This window comes from Streptomyces sp. NBC_01233, from assembly GCF_035989305.1.
Classification (GTDB): Bacteria; Actinomycetota; Actinomycetes; order Streptomycetales; family Streptomycetaceae; genus Streptomyces.
The window spans coordinates 7,726,118-7,742,088 of sequence record NZ_CP108514.1; the positions used below are offsets into that span (position 1 = coordinate 7,726,118).

Annotated in this window: 15 protein-coding genes; 13 read left to right on the plus strand and 2 right to left on the minus strand. The window is 73.7% G+C overall.

Annotated features, from left to right (window positions below; all coding sequences use genetic code 11):
* Window positions 1–33: 33 nt before the first annotated feature.
* From OG332_RS36130 to OG332_RS36155, 6 genes are all read left to right on the plus strand, one after another.
* A complete protein-coding gene (locus OG332_RS36130) occupies window positions 34–1,140 on the plus strand; it encodes a lipid II:glycine glycyltransferase FemX (RefSeq protein WP_442816396.1) in 1,107 nt (368 codons plus the stop codon).
* A complete protein-coding gene (gene murJ / locus OG332_RS36135) occupies window positions 1,137–2,804 on the plus strand; it encodes a murein biosynthesis integral membrane protein MurJ (protein ID WP_442816260.1) in 1,668 nt (555 codons plus the stop codon). The genes OG332_RS36130 and murJ overlap by 4 nt, the downstream gene beginning before the upstream one ends.
* Before the next feature lie 40 nt (window positions 2,805–2,844).
* Window positions 2,845–3,528: a response regulator transcription factor gene (locus OG332_RS36140; protein WP_327417410.1), complete on the plus strand. Its 684-nt coding sequence runs from the start codon at window positions 2,845–2,847 to the stop codon at window positions 3,526–3,528.
* 6 nt (window positions 3,529–3,534) lie between these two features.
* Window positions 3,535–4,980 carry a HAMP domain-containing sensor histidine kinase gene (locus OG332_RS36145; RefSeq protein ID WP_327417411.1) on the plus strand — a complete coding sequence of 482 codons (1,446 nt, stop codon included), beginning with the start codon at window positions 3,535–3,537 and terminating at the stop codon, window positions 4,978–4,980.
* Window positions 4,977–5,510 (plus strand): hypothetical protein, encoded by a 534-nt coding sequence (locus OG332_RS36150; RefSeq protein ID WP_327417412.1) that lies wholly within the window; start codon window positions 4,977–4,979, stop codon window positions 5,508–5,510. Before OG332_RS36145 ends, OG332_RS36150 begins: the two co-directional genes overlap by 4 nt.
* A gap of 68 nt (window positions 5,511–5,578) precedes the next feature.
* The gene (locus tag OG332_RS36155; RefSeq protein WP_327417413.1) at window positions 5,579–6,871 is read left to right on the plus strand and encodes a cytochrome P450; all 1,293 of its coding nucleotides are present in this window, start codon (window positions 5,579–5,581) and stop codon (window positions 6,869–6,871) included.
* Here OG332_RS36155 and OG332_RS36160 read toward each other — a convergent pair.
* Window positions 6,831–7,559: a hypothetical protein gene (locus tag OG332_RS36160; RefSeq protein WP_327417414.1), complete on the minus strand. Its 729-nt coding sequence runs from the start codon at window positions 7,557–7,559 to the stop codon at window positions 6,831–6,833. The two genes, OG332_RS36155 and OG332_RS36160, sit on opposite strands and share 41 nt — an antisense overlap.
* Window positions 7,560–7,718: 159 nt before the next feature.
* Here OG332_RS36160 and ggt point away from each other — a divergent pair, with 159 nt between their 5' ends.
* On the plus strand, window positions 7,719–9,524 hold the full coding sequence (gene ggt, locus OG332_RS36165) for a gamma-glutamyltransferase (RefSeq protein ID WP_327417415.1): 1,806 nt from the start codon (window positions 7,719–7,721) through the stop codon (window positions 9,522–9,524).
* A gap of 86 nt (window positions 9,525–9,610) precedes the next feature.
* Here ggt and map read toward each other — a convergent pair whose 3' ends face one another.
* Window positions 9,611–10,378 (minus strand): type I methionyl aminopeptidase, encoded by a 768-nt coding sequence (map, locus tag OG332_RS36170; RefSeq protein WP_327417416.1) that lies wholly within the window; start codon window positions 10,376–10,378, stop codon window positions 9,611–9,613.
* 65 nt (window positions 10,379–10,443) lie between these two features.
* Here map and OG332_RS36175 point away from each other — a divergent pair, with 65 nt between their 5' ends.
* The 6 genes from OG332_RS36175 (at window position 10,444) to OG332_RS36200 (ending at window position 15,962) form a co-directional block, all read left to right on the plus strand.
* Window positions 10,444–10,695, plus strand: coding sequence for a helix-turn-helix domain-containing protein (locus tag OG332_RS36175; protein ID WP_327417417.1), 252 nt, complete (start codon window positions 10,444–10,446; stop codon window positions 10,693–10,695).
* Window positions 10,696–10,806: 111 nt separating this feature from the next.
* Window positions 10,807–11,007 carry a hypothetical protein gene (locus tag OG332_RS36180; RefSeq protein WP_327417418.1) on the plus strand — a complete coding sequence of 67 codons (201 nt, stop codon included), beginning with the start codon at window positions 10,807–10,809 and terminating at the stop codon, window positions 11,005–11,007.
* A 26-nt stretch (window positions 11,008–11,033) separates the two neighbouring features.
* On the plus strand, window positions 11,034–11,414 hold the full coding sequence (locus OG332_RS36185) for a PPOX class F420-dependent oxidoreductase (RefSeq protein ID WP_327417419.1): 381 nt from the start codon (window positions 11,034–11,036) through the stop codon (window positions 11,412–11,414).
* Between the two features lie 45 nt (window positions 11,415–11,459).
* Window positions 11,460–13,316, plus strand: a complete 1,857-nt coding sequence (locus tag OG332_RS36190; protein WP_327417420.1) for a hypothetical protein — start codon at window positions 11,460–11,462, stop codon at window positions 13,314–13,316.
* A 511-nt stretch (window positions 13,317–13,827) separates the two neighbouring features.
* A complete protein-coding gene (locus tag OG332_RS36195; protein ID WP_327417421.1) occupies window positions 13,828–14,670 on the plus strand; it encodes a nitrilase-related carbon-nitrogen hydrolase in 843 nt (280 codons plus the stop codon).
* Entirely contained in the window at window positions 14,667–15,962 is a 1,296-nt protein-coding gene (locus OG332_RS36200) for an aspartate aminotransferase family protein (RefSeq protein ID WP_327417422.1), read from the plus strand. The genes OG332_RS36195 and OG332_RS36200 overlap by 4 nt, the downstream gene beginning before the upstream one ends.
* Window positions 15,963–15,971: the final 9 nt, after the last annotated feature.

Genomic DNA, 15,971 nt, shown 5'->3' on the forward strand with positions numbered 1-15,971 from the left:
CCCGCCCGGCAACACGACCAGGACCGGGAGCTGATGGTGCGCACCCTGTCCGACCTCGAATACCAGGCGTTCCTTTCCCGGCACGGGCGGGCCAGTTTCCTCCAGTACCCGTCCTGGGCCGCGGTAAAGGACCTCTGGCGCTCGGAAAAGGTCGGATGGCACTATCCCGGCGGCGAAATAGAGGGTGCCGGACTCGTTCTCTACCGCCAATTCCCCGGCACCCGTAAATATTTCGCCTACCTTCCCGAGGGCCCCGTCGCGGACTGGTCCGACCCGCGCATCGACCGCTGGCTCAACCCCCTCATGCGCCACATGCGCGCCTCCGGTGCCTTCGCCGTCCGCATCGGCCCCACTCCCGCCTACCGCCGCTGGGACGCGGCCACCGCCAAGTCCGGGACCGGCCGCCAGATATCCGACGTGATCGCCACCGAGGTCGACCCGGTGGGCGCCGCCCTCGCCGACCGGCTGCGCACCCGCGGCTGGAAGCGCTGCGGCGGTGAGGACGACGGCGACGCCCAGCCCCGCCACGTCTTCCGCGTGCCGCTGGCCGGCCGCTCCCTGGACGACCTGTGGTCGGGCCTGAACCAGGAGTGGCGGCGCAACGTCCGCAAGGCCGCGAAGGCCGGTGTGGAGACGGTCCTCGGCACCTCCGCCGACCTGCCCGAGTTCTACCGGCTGTTGCGCATCACCGAAGAGCGCGACGGCTTCCGGCTCGGCCGCTCCCTCGCGTACTACGAGCAGCAGTACCGGGTCCTGAACGCCGAGCAGCCCGGCCGTATGCGCCTCTACCTGGGCATCCACCGCGGCGAGATCCTCGCCGCCCACACGATGATCGTCGCCGGGAAGCGGGTCTGGTACCAGACCGGCGCCTCCGCCGACCACCGGCGCGAGGTGCGGCCCAGCAACGCCCTGCAGTGGCGCATGATGTGCGACGCACACGCCCTCGGGGCGGAGGAGTACGACATGCGCGGGGTACCCTCCACCCTTGACCCCGACGAACGTTCTTTCGGGCTGCTGCGCTGGAAGCTCGGCACCGGCGGGCAGGTCGTCGAAACGCTCGGCGAATGGGAGACCCCGATGGACGGAGTGGCCAACACGGCGCTCTACAAGGCCTTCCAGGCCTACCTGGCCCGCCGGTGACGGCCACCGACACCAGGCACAACGCCGCCCCGGCCGGCGGCGGCCCGGCACCGGGCAAGACCTCGGTGCTGCGCAGCGGCGCGCTCATGGCGGCCGGTTCGATCGTCTCCCGCGCCACCGGCTTCATCCGCTCCGCCGTCGTCGTCGCCGCCCTGGGCATCGGCATGCTCGGCGACGGCTACGCGGTGGCCAACACGGTCCCGAACATCATCTACATGCTGCTCATCGGCGGCGCGCTCAACGCCGTCTTCGTACCCGAACTGGTCCGGGCCGCCAAGGAACACGCTGACGGCGGCGCCGCCTACACCGACCGGCTGCTGACCGCCTGCACGGCGGCGCTCGTCGTGCTCACCGCCGCGGCCGTCCTCGCCGCCCCGCTGATCGTCTCGGTGTACACCGGCTACAGCGGGGCCCAGGAGAGCACCACCGTCGCCCTGGCCCGCTACTGCCTGCCCCAGATCCTCTTCTACGGGCTCTTCACCCTGCTCGGCCAGGTGCTGAACGCGCGCGGCCGGTTCGGCGCGATGATGTGGACCCCGGTCCTCAACAACTTCGTGATCATCGCCGTGTTCGGGCTCTTCCTCTACGTCTCGCACGACGCTGCGGACGGCCTGACCGCCGCCGAGACCCGGCTCCTGGGCCTCGGCACCACCGCCGGCATCGTCCTCCAGGCCCTCGCCCTGATCCCCTCGCTGCGCGCCGCCCGCTTCCGCTGGCGCCCCCGCTTCGACTGGCGCGGCAGCGGCCTCGGCCGTCCCCTGCGCAACGCGGGCTGGCTGGTCATGCTCGTCCTCACCAACCAGATCGCGTACTGGGTCGTCACCCGGCTCTCCACCACCGCCGGTTACGAGGCGGACCTGGCCGGTCTCCCGGGCGCCGGCTACACCGCCTACAGCAACGCCTACCAACTGTGGATCGTCCCGCAGGGCATCATCACCGTCTCCCTCGTGACCGCCCTGATGCCCCGGATGAGCGCGGCCGCCTCCGACGGCGAACTCGCCACCCTGCGCGGGGACATCTCCTACGCGCTGCGCTCCAGCGCCGCCCTGGTCGTCCCCGCCGCCGCGCTCTTCGCCGCCCTCGCCCCCTGGGTGATGGGCAGCGTCTTCGAGTACGGCCTCACCGACGACGCAGACATCGAGGTCATGGCGGGCATGCTCATGGCCTTCGCGCCCGGCCTGATCGCCTTCTCCGCGCAGTACGTGCTCTCGCGCGGCTTCTACGCCCTGTCCGATACCCGGACCCCCTTCTTCCTGAACCTGGTCATCGCCGCGCTGAACGCCGGGCTGTCCGCCGCCGCCTACTTCCTGCTGTCCCCCCGCTGGGCGGTCACCGGCATGGCCGCGGCCTCCTCCCTCGCCTTCCTCGCGGGCGCCGCCGCGACCGCGTACACCCTCTCCCGCCGGCTCGGCCCGCGCGCGGGGACCCGTAAGGAACGGCGCGCCACGGCCGTACGGACCCACCTGCGGCTCCTGGCCGCCTCGGTCCCGGCGGCCGCCGCGGCGTACGGTGCCGCCCGAAGCGCCGAGCGCTTCGGCGACTTCGCGGCGGTCGGGGCGGGAACCGCGGCCCTCGCCCTCGTCGTCGTCCTCCTTGCCCGGCCGCTGCGCCTGACGGAGATCACCGACCTGCTGGACTCCCTGCGCTGCAAGGTCGGTCGATAGCAGGAGGAAGCGCAACAGAACGACTTGGCATACTGGCCGGATGCCACGTGTACTGCTGATCGAGGACGACCCGTCCATCCGGGAGGGCGTGGGTCTGGGCCTGCGCCGCCGCGGCCACGAAGTGAGCTCCGCCGAGACCGGCGAGGAGGGGCTCGCCCTGATGGCGGGCTTCCGCCCCGAACTCGTCCTCCTCGACCTGATGCTGCCCGGCATGAACGGTGTGCAGGTCTGCCATCGCATACGCGAGAACAGCGAGGTGCCGATCATCATGCTCACCGCGCGCGGCGACGACTTCGACGTGGTCATCGGCCTGGAGGCCGGCGCCGACGACTACATCGTGAAACCCGCCCGTACCGAGGTCATAGAAGCCCGCATCAAGGCCGTACTGCGCCGGCTCAGCGACCCCGTGGGTGCCCGCCCCGAGATCGCGATCCACGGCGAACTCGCCATCGACCGCGCCGGGCTGACCGTCGCCAAGAACGGCGAGCGCGTCGCCCTCGCCCCCAGCGAGATCAAGCTCCTGCTGCACCTGTCGGCCTCGCCCGAGCAGGTCTTCTCCCGCCAGCAGCTCCTCGAGTACGTCTGGGACCACAGCTACCACGCCGACTCCCGGCTCGTGGACGCCTGCGTCCGCCGCCTGCGCCACAAGATCGAGGACCCCGCCGGCAGCCCCCGCTACATACAGACCGTGCGCGGCTTCGGCTACCGCTTCGGCCCCCTGTAGGCCGCGGTGCGACGCATAGCACCGCTCGGGCTGCGCACCCGGCTGATAGCGGCCTTCCTGCTGGTCGCCGCGGTCAGCGCGGTCAGCACGGCCGCCCTCACCTACCAGCAGGCGCGCAACGCCATCCTGAAGCAGACCCAGGACACCGCCATCAGCACCCTGCGCGACCAGGTCGAGCAGCAGGAGATCCGGCTGCCCCTGACCCAGCAGGAGCTCCAGCGCATCGTCATCGACCTCGGCAAGCGCGGCAAGCCCCACCCGTGGATCCTCTTCGCCGAGTACGGCGGCCTGCGCGCCTCCACCAACCCCGCCTCACCCACCTCCACCGTGGTCACCGCCGACCTGCGCGACAAGGTCCTCAACAGCCGGTACACGGCCTTCCAGCGGGTCGAGGACCAGCGCGGCACCCCGTACCTCACGGTCGGCGTCCCCGCCCTCTTCGAGCACAACGGCTCCACCGAATCCACCGGGCTCGTCTTCTTCGCCTGCGTCCCGCTCTCCACCGAGAAGCAGACCGTCGAGGCCATGGTCGAGGCCGCCCAGCAGGGCGCCGTCCCGGGGCTGGCCATCGCCATCATCCCCGCGCTGCTGGCCGCACGCAGCGTGCTGCGGCCGGTCCGCGACATGCGGCGCGCCGCCCAGCGGCTGGGCCGGGGCCGCCTCGACACCCGCATCGAGGTCCGGGGCGCCGACGAACTCGCGGGACTCGCCCGTACCTTCAACGAGACGGCCCGCGCCCTGGAGCAGTCGGTGCGCGAGCTGCAGGACGCGGAGACCCGCGCCCGCCGGTTCGCCTCCGACGTCTCCCACGAACTGCGCACCCCGCTCGCCGGGATGCTCGCCGTGACCGAGGTCCTCGACGAGGACGCCGCGCGCCTCGACGCCGACACGGCCAAGGCCCTGCGCCTGGTGAGCGCCGAGACCGGCAAACTCGCCGTCCTCGTCGAGGACCTGATGGAGATCTCCCGCTTCGACGCCCGGGCCGCCGAGCTCAACCTCGACGACGTGGACATCGCCGAAGCCGTGCGCAAGACCCTCGAACGACGCCACTGGGACGACGAGCGCGTCGTCACCCGGCTGCCGGACGGGGTACGCGCCCGACTTGACCCGCGCCGCTTCGACGTGGTCCTCGCCAACCTCGTCGGCAACGCCCTGCGGCACGGCGGCGCCCCCGTACACGTCACCGTACGGACCGCACCGGGCGGGGACGGCGAGCGGCTGCTCATCGACGTCGCCGACAGCGGGCCCGGCATCGCCCCAGAGGTGCTGCCGCACATCTTCGACCGCTTCTTCAAGGCCGACGCGGCCAGGACCCGCTCCGCCGGCAGCGGCCTCGGACTCGCCATCACCCTGGAGAACGTCCGCCTGCACGGCGGCACCCTCCGGGCGGGCAACGGGCCCTCCGGGGGAGCCCTCTTCACCCTCGACATGCCGCTGGAGGCCCGCGAATGACAGGGCGCAAGACGAGAGCCCGGGCCGCGGCGGCCACGGCGGCGCTGGCGGGCTGCGCCCTCCTGCTCGCCGGATGCGGGATCAAACGCACGGGGGTGATCGAGAGCGGCCACGCCGCCACCGTCAAGGTCCCCGGGGCCAAGAGCGCCGCCGTCCTCTACTTCGTCTCCAAGGAGGGCGACCGGCTCGTCCCGGTCCCGTTCACGATCAGCGCCGACTACACCCTCGCGCCCTTGCCGCTCCTGCGGCTGCTGATGAACGGCCCCAGCGGTCCGGCCCAGGAGGCCGGGCTCACCACGGCCCTCCCCCGGCTGGCCGACGGGGCGGAGGCGCTGATCGTGAGCGCGCACACACCGGACAAGGGGCTGACGGTCCGTCTGCCGTTCGCCGTGGGCACCCTGTCGGACCTGGCCCGCAGCCAGCTGGTGTGCACCGTCGGCGTCTCCGCCGTGCCGGACGTCATCAGCCCGGTCACCCTGCAGGGCACCGACACCACCCTCCCGTCCGCGGAGTGCGAGCGGGGGCGCTGACGGGTGCGGCCGGCCCGGAGCCGGCCGCACCCTTGCGGGCAAGGCCGCGCTCCCGTCACGGTGGCCCCATGGATCACGCCGCGGACGTCCCGGACGTCTTCGACCCCCGGATCTACGCCGAGGGCCTCCCGCACGACGGCTACCGGCTGCTGCGCGAGCACCATCCCGTCGCCTGGCAGCCGGAGCCGCAGATCCTGGGCTGGCCCGCCGGTCCCGGCTTCTGGGCCGTCACCCGGCACGCCGACGTCGTCCGCGTCCTGCGCGACCACCGCACGTACTCCTCCTGGATCGGCGCCACCCAGATCCGCGACCCCGACCCGGCCGACCTGCCGTTCCTGCGGCGCACCATGCTCAACCAGGACCCCTTCCCGAGGCCCTGCGGGCCGGGGGAGAGCCCCGCCCCGCACGGCCGCCTGCGCCGGCTCGTCTCCCGCGCCTTCACCCCGGCCCGCGTCGACGCCTTCGCCGCCCGGGCACGGGAACGCGCCCGCGCCCTGCTGACCGCCGCGCGGGAGGGCGCCGAGGACGGCGCCGCCGACCTCGTGCGCACCGTCACCGACGAATACGCGCTGCTGAACCTCACCGACCTGCTCGGCGTCCCGGCCTCCGACCGCGCCCTGCTGCTGGAGTGGACCGTACGGATCATCGGCTACCAGGACCCCGACGACGCCCCGGCCCCCGTACTCGGCCAGGACGGCAAGCCCCTCAACCCGCGCTCCCCGGCGCTGCTCGGCGAGATGTTCGCGTACGCCCGCGAACTGGCCGCCCACAAGCGCGCGCACCCCGGCGACGACGTGATGACCGCCCTGGCCCAGGCCGGGCTCGACCCGGCCGAACTGGAGATGTTCTTCTTCCTGCTGACCGTCGCCGGCAACGACACCGTGCGCAGCGCCGCCCCCGGCGGCCTGCTCGCCCTCGCCCACGCCCCGGACGCCTACCGGCGGCTCGCGGACGGACGGGTCCCCGTGGACCGGGCCGTCGACGAACTCCTGCGCGTCCACCCGCCGGTGCTCAGCTTCCGCCGCACCGCCGCCGTCGACACCGAACTGGCCGGGCAGCCCATCCGGGCCGGGGACAAGGTGGTGGTCTTCCACGCCTCGGCCAACCACGACGAGCGGGTCTTCACCGCCCCCCGCTGCCTCGACCTCGGCCGGACGCCCAATCCGCACGTCTCCTTCGGGGACGGCCCCCACGTCTGCCTCGGCGCCCACTTCGCCCGGCTCCAGCTGCGCACCCTCTACGAGGAGTGGTGCGCGGCCATGCCCGTGCCGGAACTCACGGGCCCGCCCGGGCGGTTGGTGTCGAACTTCATCAACGGGATCACACGGCTGCCGGTGCGGGTGTCCGGGCCGGCCCGGTGACGTCCGCCAACAGCCCCGTGACGTCGGGACCGTAGGCGTCGGAGTTGATCACCTTCAGCATGAGGCAGAACGACCCGTTGCCGTACTTGCGGGCCAGCCGCTCGTGGTGCCTGGCCAGGTACCGGGCCGCGGCCTGGTTGCTGATGGCGGTCTGACCCGACAGCAGGAACACCGGCCGGGAGCCCTGCCCGGTCGTCAGCCGCGCCAGCAGGACGTGCTCGACCTCGCCCTTCACCCAGCGGTACGCCTCCCCGCCGATCCGGATGGCCGCACGGTCCGGATGGCCCGACGGGAGGCCGACGTCGGTCTGCACCCCCGGCAGCATCGAGGCCAGGTGGGCGGTCGTCCGGACATTGGAGGTCGGCCCGCCGACGCAGAACTCGGCGCGCTCGCCGAAGCCCTGCCGGGCCGTGTCGTGGGTGACGATCTGGACGGTCGCCCCGCAGTCCTTGATCAGGGAGGAGATCTCCAGCAGGGCGAAGGCGTCGTTGCGGTGCAGGGAGGCATCGGTGCCGCCCATCTGCCGGTTGACCACGAACAGACAGTCGGCGCCGGTCGGCAGGCCGAAGAAGGCCTGCTTGCGGCGGAGCGCGCGCCGCCAGAGGTAGGTGCGGGCGAACCAGCCGAGCCCGCCGCTGAGGGCGGTGGCTATCAGCCCGAGCAGGATGTTGCGCACGTCGTCGTTCATGCGCGGGATGCTAGCGCCGTGACCGCGGCACCGGGACACCCGGTGCGGGAGATCACCTGCACCGCTCCGGCCCCGTCCAACGGCGCGCGCCACAGGACGTCCTGACGGGACGCCGGGCTCGGCGCTAGGCTCGGCGCCACGCTGCCACTGGAGGTCCGGATGCACCGTCCCGTCGCCCGCACGTTACCGCTGCTGGCCGTCGTCGCCGCACTCGTCTCGACCGGCGCCGCACCGCCGTCCGCCGCCGGGGCCCCGGCCCCGCCGGCGAAGGTCCCGGTCGCCGCGGGCTACGGCGGGGCCGTCGCCAGTGTCGACGCCGACGCCTCGGCGGTGGGGATCGGCGTCCTGCGCTCCGGGGGCAACGCGGTGGACGCCGCCGTCGCCACCGCCGCCGCGCTCGGCGTCACCGAGCCCTACTCGGCGGGCATCGGCGGAGGCGGTTACTTCGTCTACTACGACGCCACGTCGCGACGCGTGCACACCATCGACGGCCGGGAAACCGCGCCGGCCTCGGCCACCGCCACCCTCTTCCAGGAGAACGGCGTCCCCATCCCCTTCGCCGAGGGCCAGACCAGCGGCCTCGGCGTCGGAGTCCCCGGCACCCCCGCCACCTGGACGAGCGCCCTCGACGCCTGGGGCACCCGCCGGCTGCCCCAGCTCCTCAAGCCCGCCGAGAAGCTGGCCCGCGACGGCTTCACGGTGGACAGCACCTTCCGGGCCCAGACCGAGCTCAACGAGGCCCGGTTCAGGGACTTCCCCGACACCTCGAAGCTCTTCCTGCCCGGCGGCGCCCTGCCGGTGGTCGGCTCCACCTTCAAGAACCCGGACCTGGCCGCCACCTACGCCGAACTGGCCCGCAAGGGCACGGGCGCGCTCTACCGGGGCCCGATCGCCGAGGAGATCGTCCGGACCGTCCGCACGCCCCCGGTGGACCCGGCCGCGACACGGATCGTCCGCTCCGGCGACCTGACCACCCGCGACCTGCGCGCGTACGCGACCAAGCGGCAGGACCCGACCCGGGTGGGCTACCGCGGCCTGGACGTCTACGGCATGGCGCCCTCCTCCTCCGGCGGCACCACCGTCGGCGAGGCCCTCAACATCCTGGAGCGCACCGACCTCTCGAAGCTCTCCGAGACGCAGTACCTGCACCACTTCATCGAGGCCTCGCGGATCTCCTTCGCCGACCGGGGCCGCTGGGTCGGCGACCCGGCCGCCGTCCGTGTGCCGACGCGCGAGCTGCTCTCACAGCGGTTCGCCGACTCGCGCGCCTGCCTGATCAAGCCGGACCGTACGCTGACCAGCCCGCTCGCCCCCGGTGACCCGCGCAACCCGGTGCCGTGCGCCACCACCGGCCAGGCCGCCCCCACCACGTACGAGGGGGAGAACACCACCCACCTGACGGTCGCCGACCGCTGGGGCAACGTGGTCTCCTACACCCTGACGATCGAGTCCACCGGCGGCAGCGCGATCACCGTGCCGGGCCGCGGGTTCCTGCTCAACAACGAGCTCACCGACTTCTCCTTCGCCCCGGCCGCGCCCGGAGTCCCGGACCCGAACCTGCCCGGCCCGGGCAAGCGGCCGCGCTCGTCCATGTCCCCGACGATCGTGCTGGAGGAGGGCCGGCCGGTACTCGCCGTGGGCTCCCCGGGCGGCGCCACGATCATCACCACCGTCCTGCAGACCCTCACCGAACACCTGGACCGGGGCCTGCCGCTGGTCGACGCGATCGCCGCGCCGCGCGCCAGCCAGCGCAACCAAACCACCACCGAGCTGGAGCCGGGCCTGTGGAACAGCCCGCTCCGCGCCTCTTTGGAGGCACTCGGCCAGGGCTTCCGCCAGAACCCCGAGATCGGCGCCGCCACCGGTGTCCAGAGGCTGCCCGACGGTCGCTGGCTGGCGGCGGCCGAGACCACCCGCCGCGGCGGCGGCTCGGCCATGGTCGTCCACCCGCACGGCAGGCCGTAGCGCCTCGCGGCGGGCCGGGGGAGTGCGCGGCGGGGGCCCGCGCCCCCGCTCTCCCGTGCCCGCCGCGGCCTCCGGCGGCGGGGCCGCTACGGCGCGGTGAGGATCCTCGGGCCGTCGGCGGTGATCGCGACCGTGTGCTCCGAGTGTGCGGCGCGGCTGCCGTCGACGGTGCGCAGCGTCCAGCCGTCCCCGTCGCACTGGTAGTCGTCCGTACCGCCCGCGATCAGCATCGGCTCGATGGCGAGGACCATGCCGGGGCGCAGCTTCATGCCGCGTCCCGGCGGGCCCTCGTTGGGCACGCCCGGGTCCTCGTGCATGCTGCGGCCGACGCCGTGACCGCCGAAGCCGTCCGGGACGCCGTACCCGGCGGCGCGGCAGACCGTGCCGACGGCGTGGGCGATGTCCCCGATCCTGTTGCCGGGCACGGCGGCGGCGATCCCGGCGGCGAGGGCCGCCTCGGAGGCCTCGATCAGCCGCAGGTCGGCCGGGCGGGCCCGGCCGACGGTGAAGCTCACCGCCGCGTCCCCGACCCAGCCGCCGAGCTTCGCCCCGCAGTCCATGCTGACCAGGTCTCCGTCGCGCAGCCGGTACCCGTCGGGGATGCCGTGCACGATCGCGTCGTTGACCGAGGCGCACACCACGCCCGGGAAGGGCACCGGCGCGAACTGCGGCCGGTAGCCCAGGAAGGGCGAGGTCGCGCCGGCCTCGCGGAGCACCCCGCGGGCCACCCCGTCCAGGTCCAGCAGGGACACCCCGACGCGCGCCGCCTCCCGTACGGCGGCCAGGGCGCGGGCGACCACCCGGCCCGCGGCACGCATCTCGTCGATCTCTCGGTCCGTCTTCAGTTCCACCATGCCAATAACTATACCGGTATAACAATGACGGGATAGTTATTGGTGTCCGGGGGTAGGATGGGCGCATGGTCCGTACCCCCCTCACCCCTGAAGAGCGCGAGCGCGGCGAGCGGCTCGGCGCGCTGTTGCGCGAGGCCCGCGGCGGCCGCAGCATGGTCGAGGTCGCGGCCGGCGCGGGGCTCTCCGCCGAGACCCTCCGCAAGATCGAGACCGGCCGGGCGCCCACCCCCGCCTTCTTCACGGTCGCCGCGCTCGCCGGGGCGCTCGGGCTCTCGCTGGACGACCTGCTGACGCGCTGCGCCGTCGTTCGCGTCTGAGGCCGGTCCGTCCTGTCGGGTCCGGCCTGGCCGGTCCGTCCGGGCGGGTCCGGCCCGCCGAACGGCCCAATCGGCGGTGGGAGCACCGGGGCGCGGGGCAAGCGTGAAGACGTGCCAGCCACGAACGCATCCCAGCGACTCGGTTTCGGAATCCTCGGCGCCCTCCTCGCGGGCGGCCTGCTGCTCGCGGCGTGCGCCGCCCCCGACGGCCGGACACGCGCCGACGACGCGAGCCGCGCCCCTTCGAAGGCGGCCCGCGGTCCCGGCCCGGCGAACGGCCGGCTGCCGGAGCCGCCTGCGCCCACACCGTGAGGCGGGGTCGGGTCTAGGGTCGGGGCATGGATCTCGAGGAACTCGGCAGGGCCCGGTACGTCAGTCTCACCACCTTCCGCAAGGACGGCACGCCCGTGGCGACGCCTGTATGGGCGGTGGTCGACGGGGGTGAGCTGTACGTGTGGACGCGCAGCGACTCGTGGAAGGTCAAGCGCATACGCAACGACGGGCGGGTCACCGTCACCGCGTGCGACGTGCGGGGGCGTGTCGTGGAAGGGGCCGCCGTACGCGAGGGCCGGGCCGTGCTGCTGGACGAGGCGGGGCTGCAGCGGGTCAGGAAACTGATGTCGCGCAAGTACACGTGGCAGTTCTGGGCGGTGGACGTGCCCGCCACCGTGGCGCGGCGCGGGAAGCGGCCGCACACCGCGATCGCCGTCAAGCTTTGAGACTCCCGTAGCCCGCCCGTAACACGGATGGGATCCAATGCGGTCATGGAGACCGCGACTTCGCTGGCGATCAGTCAACTCTCGGGATATTTGCGGGGGTTGACCCAGAGGCTGGATCCGGGGGCAGGCTGGTACGGGGAGTTCCTGCGCCGGGATCCGGAGGGCATACGGGCCTGTCTGGAGGGCGCCGCGATGCCGCCGTGGGACGTGGTGGAGTCGCTGCTGCGGGACCTGGAGGGGGCGCGCGGTACGGAGTTCGCGGCGCGGGAGACCGTATACGCGGCGCGGCTTCGGGCGGCGGCCGTCACCGCGTGGGACCGGCTGCCGGGCGGCGAGGAGGAACTGCGGACCCTGCTCGCGGCGTCGGCCGCCCAGCGGGCCGAGGCGGAGTCGGCCCTGCGGAACCTGACGGCGCGGCTCGGCGGGGCCGTCGGCCCGGCGGAGACGGACGCCCTGACCCGCGAACTCTCCTGGACCCAGGACGACGTGGCCCGCGCCGCGGCCCGCCACGAGGACCTCGCGGCCCGCCTGACGTCCCTGCGGACCACGCCCTTACCAGGCGTCCCCCGCCAGCGGACCACGCCACCCGAACACCCCCACCAGCCGGCCGACCGGACCCACACTGCGCCGGGCCGGCCTCACCAACCGGCCAGCTGGACCGAAGCGCCGGCCGACTGGTCCGAAACGCCGGCCGGGTGGTTCCGCCAGTCGTCCGAGGGGGCCGGAGCGTCACCCGAGCGTCCCGGCCACCCGGCCGGCTGGGCCGAAGCCCAGTCGTCGGCCGAGCGGGCCGAAGCGTCGGAGGGGTGGACCGGAGTTCTGCCCGCGCGGGGTAGCCAGTCGGCTGATGCGGCCGGAGCGTCACCCGAGCGGCCCGGCCACCCGGCCGGCTGGGCCGAGGCGTCGGACGGCCGGACGGGAGCATCGTCCGGTTGGGCGCCGCAACGGGCCGACGGGGCCCAGCCGTCGACCGAACCGGCCGAAGCGCCGGACGGGTGGACCGAGGGTCCGCCCGCGCGGGGCGGCCAGTCGGCCGACGGGGCTGGGGCGTCGGGTGGGCAGGGTCCGGTGGGGCGGGCCGAGGGGCGGTGGCTCCGTGGGGGGCGGCGTTCGGGGGGCGCCCGGTACGCCGGATCGGCGGCTCCTGACGTGCCGGCCTTCACCCCGCCGCCGGGGCAGCCGGGCACGGGGCTGCCGGGGTCCGACGGCCTCGGCCCGGAGCACGGCCGGCCCGCCCCGCGCGGAGCGCGCTTCGGGCCCCCGCAGGATCCGCTGCCCCGTGGCGTCCGGTTCGGCCGGCCCCGGCCCGAGCCCGTGACACTCCGTGAGGCGGCCCCGGCGGCGGTCGGCGAGGCCGCGCCCCACCCCACGGCCCCGGCCGGGCCTGCGCGGGCCGTCGCCGCCGAACTGCTCGCGCTGCGCGCACAGGGCCGCAGCGGTGAGGCGCACGCCCTGCTGTGCGAGGCCGCGGCCGGGCCCGCCGAGCGGCTGCCCGGGCTGGCCGCCGAGCTGGCCCGCGCAGGGCTCGCGGCCGACTGGGCCACTCTGTTGTGGGAGGCGGGCTCGCTCCCGCCCGGACAGCTCGCCGCGGCCGCGGCCGCCCTCGGTGACGCCGGCCGGGAGGCCGACTGCGACGCCCTGCTGCGCCAAGGCGTGGCCCGCCCCGCCGCGGAGGTCGCGGAGGCCGCGCTCGCCCTCGGTGACGCAGGCCGCGTCCGCGAGGCCGACGCCCTGCTCGGCGTGTTCGTCAGGGTCCGCACCGCCGAGGAGGCGGCCGGGCTGGCCCGGCGCGACCCACAGTGGTTCGCCCCGCGCCTGCTCCTGGCGGCCCGCGCCCTGCCCGGCTCCCGGCACCGCGACCTCGTCCACGCCCTGCGGGTGGCCGGCATCGGAGCGGGCTAGGTGTATTGCCCTGTGAGGTTGGCTGCGCTGCTTGGGTGGGGGCGGGGTGGCAGGCTTCGATGGTGCGGCCGGGGCCGGGCGCGCGCCGGGGCGTCTCCTCGGACGCCGAACGTGGCGGGGGGTCGGAGGGGCCGAGGGGATGGCGTTCGGCGCCCTGCGGGGGAGCGCCCTGGCACACACCCGACCTTGGCGGAAGCGGCGGGCGCCGCCGGCTCCGGGCTGCTGTGTTCCGGCCGGCGAGGCCAGGGGCGTCCTGTGGGGAGCGCTTCGGCTACTAGCGACCCTGGCGGAGCCGGCGGACCACCGCCCGGGCCCGCTGCGGAGATCCGACAAGCTCCCCCTAACCCGCCCGTCTGCTGACCGCAATCGACCGCGGGGCGACGTAACCTGATCGACTACTCCAACAGCGCACGGCGGTCTTGCCCCACGCTGTGACGGGGCCTACGTTCTACTCCCTACGGACATCATCTACGTGCGTAGAACTCGGCGTTCCCGTCGCGAGGAGCAGCTCATGGCCCAAGTCGTCCGCGCCGCGCTGGTCCAGGCCACCTGGACCGGAGACACCGAATCGATGATCGCCAAACACGAGGCGCACGCCCGCCGGGCCGCCGCCCAAGGGGCGAAGATCATCGGCTTCCAGGAAGTGTTCAACGCCCCCTACTTCTGCCAGGTCCAGGAGCCCGAGCACTACCGCTGGGCCGAGGCCGTCCCGGACGGCCCGACCGTCCGCCGCATGCAGGAGCTCGCCCGCGAGACCGGCATGGTCATCGTCGTCCCGGTCTTCGAGCTGGAGAACGAGGGCTTCTACTACAACACCGCCGCCGTCATCGACGCGGACGGCAGCTACCTGGGCAAGTACCGCAAGCACCACATCCCCCAGGTCAAGGGATTCTGGGAGAAGTACTACTTCCGCCCGGGCAACCTCGGCTGGCCCGTCTTCGACACCGCCGTCGGGAAGGTCGGGGTCTACATCTGCTACGACCGCCACTTCCCCGAGGGCTGGCGCGCCCTGGGCCTGGCAGGGGCCCAGCTGGTCTACAACCCCTCCGCCACACACCGGGGCCTGTCCTCCTACCTGTGGCAGCTGGAGCAGCCCGCCTCCGCCGTCGCCAACGAGTACTTCATCGCCGCCATCAACCGTGTGGGCCAGGAGGAGTACGGCGACAACGACTTCTACGGCACCAGCTACTTCGTCGACCCGCGCGGCCAGTTCGTCGGCGAGGTCGCCAGCGACAAGGAGGAGGAACTCCTCGTCCGCGACCTCGACTTCGACCTGATCAAGGAGGTCCGCGACCAGTGGGCCTTCTACCGCGACCGCCGCCCCGACGCCTACGGAGGGCTCGTACAGCCGTGACCAACCCGATCCCCCTGCACAGCCGCCACGCCGCCGTCCTGCCCGACTGGCTCGCGCTCTACTACAAGCACCCCATCGAGCTCACCCACGGCGAGGGCCGCCACGTCTGGGACGCCGACGGCAAGCGCTACCTCGACTTCTTCGGCGGCATCCTCACCACGATGACCGCCCATGCCCTGCCCGAGGTCACCAAGGCCGTCTCCGAACAGGCCGGGCGGATCATCCACTCCTCCACCCTCTACCTGAACCGGCCGATGATCGAGCTGGCCGAGCGGGTCGCCGCGCTGTCCGGCATCCCCGACGCCCGGGTCTTCTTCACCACCTCCGGCACCGAGGCCAACGACACCGCCCTGCTGCTCGCGACGACGTACCGCCGCTCCAACCAGATCCTGGCGATGCGCAACAGCTACCACGGCCGGTCCTTCTCCACCGTCTCCATCACCGGCAACCGCGGCTGGTCCCCGACCAGCCTCTCGCCGCTGCAGACGTACTACGTGCACGGCGCGGTCCGCTCCCGCGGCCCCTTCGCCCACCTCGACGACGCAGCCTTCACCGCCGCCGCGGTCGCCGACCTGGACGACGTGCTCGGCCAGGCGCGCGGGGGAGTGGCCGCGCTCATCGCCGAGCCGATCCAGGGCGTCGGCGGGTTCACCTCCCCGCCGGACGGCCTCTACGGGGCCTTCCGGGAGGTCCTGGACCGCCACGGCATCCTGTGGATCAGCGACGAGGTGCAGACCGGCTGGGGCCGTACCGGCGAGCACTTCTGGGGCTGGCAGGCGCACGCCCAGAACGGCCCGCCCGACATCCTCACCTTCGCCAAGGGCATCGGCAACGGCATGTCCATCGGCGGCGTGGTGGCCCGCGCAGAGGTGATGAACTGCATCGACTCCAACTCCATCTCCACCTTCGGCGGCTCCCCGATCACCATGGCGGCGGGCGTCGCCAACCTCGGGTACCTGCTGGAGCACGACCTCCAGGGCAACGCCCGCCGCGTCGGCGGACTGCTCCTGGAGCGGCTGCGCGGCATCGCCGCACACGCGCCGGCCGTACGGGAGGTCCGCGGCCGCGGCCTGATGGCAGGGCTGGAGCTGACGAAGCCGGGCACCGACGAGGCCGACCCGGACGCGGCCTCCGCCGTCCTGGAGGCGGCCCGCGAAGGCGGCCTGCTGCTCGGCAAGGGGGGCGGGTACAACACCAGCGTGCTGCGCATCGCGCCGCCCCTGTCCCTCACCGTCGCCGAGGCGGAAGAGGGCGCCGAGATCCTCGAACAGGCCTTGCGCAGCATCGAGTAGGGGGACTCC

Bases quoted from the DNA above. Each gene is read 5' to 3' on its own strand.
- map (WP_327417416.1), bottom strand. From the start codon at position 10,378: ATGGTGGAACTGAAGACGGACCGAGAGATCGACGAGATGCGTGCCGCG.
- OG332_RS36140 (WP_327417410.1), top strand. From the start codon at position 2,845: ATGCCACGTGTACTGCTGATCGAGGACGACCCGTCCATCCGGGAGGGC.
- OG332_RS36130 (WP_442816396.1), top strand. From the start codon at position 34: ATGGTGCGCACCCTGTCCGACCTCGAATACCAGGCGTTCCTTTCCCGG.
- OG332_RS36195 (WP_327417421.1), top strand. From the start codon at position 13,828: ATGGCCCAAGTCGTCCGCGCCGCGCTGGTCCAGGCCACCTGGACCGGA.
- OG332_RS36155 (WP_327417413.1), top strand. From the start codon at position 5,579: ATGGATCACGCCGCGGACGTCCCGGACGTCTTCGACCCCCGGATCTAC.
- OG332_RS36175 (WP_327417417.1), top strand. From the start codon at position 10,444: ATGGTCCGTACCCCCCTCACCCCTGAAGAGCGCGAGCGCGGCGAGCGG.
- OG332_RS36190 (WP_327417420.1), top strand. From the start codon at position 11,460: ATGGAGACCGCGACTTCGCTGGCGATCAGTCAACTCTCGGGATATTTG.
- OG332_RS36160 (WP_327417414.1), bottom strand. From the start codon at position 7,559: ATGAACGACGACGTGCGCAACATCCTGCTCGGGCTGATAGCCACCGCC.
- ggt (WP_327417415.1), top strand. From the start codon at position 7,719: ATGCACCGTCCCGTCGCCCGCACGTTACCGCTGCTGGCCGTCGTCGCC.
- OG332_RS36185 (WP_327417419.1), top strand. From the start codon at position 11,034: ATGGATCTCGAGGAACTCGGCAGGGCCCGGTACGTCAGTCTCACCACC.
- OG332_RS36150 (WP_327417412.1), top strand. From the start codon at position 4,977: ATGACAGGGCGCAAGACGAGAGCCCGGGCCGCGGCGGCCACGGCGGCG.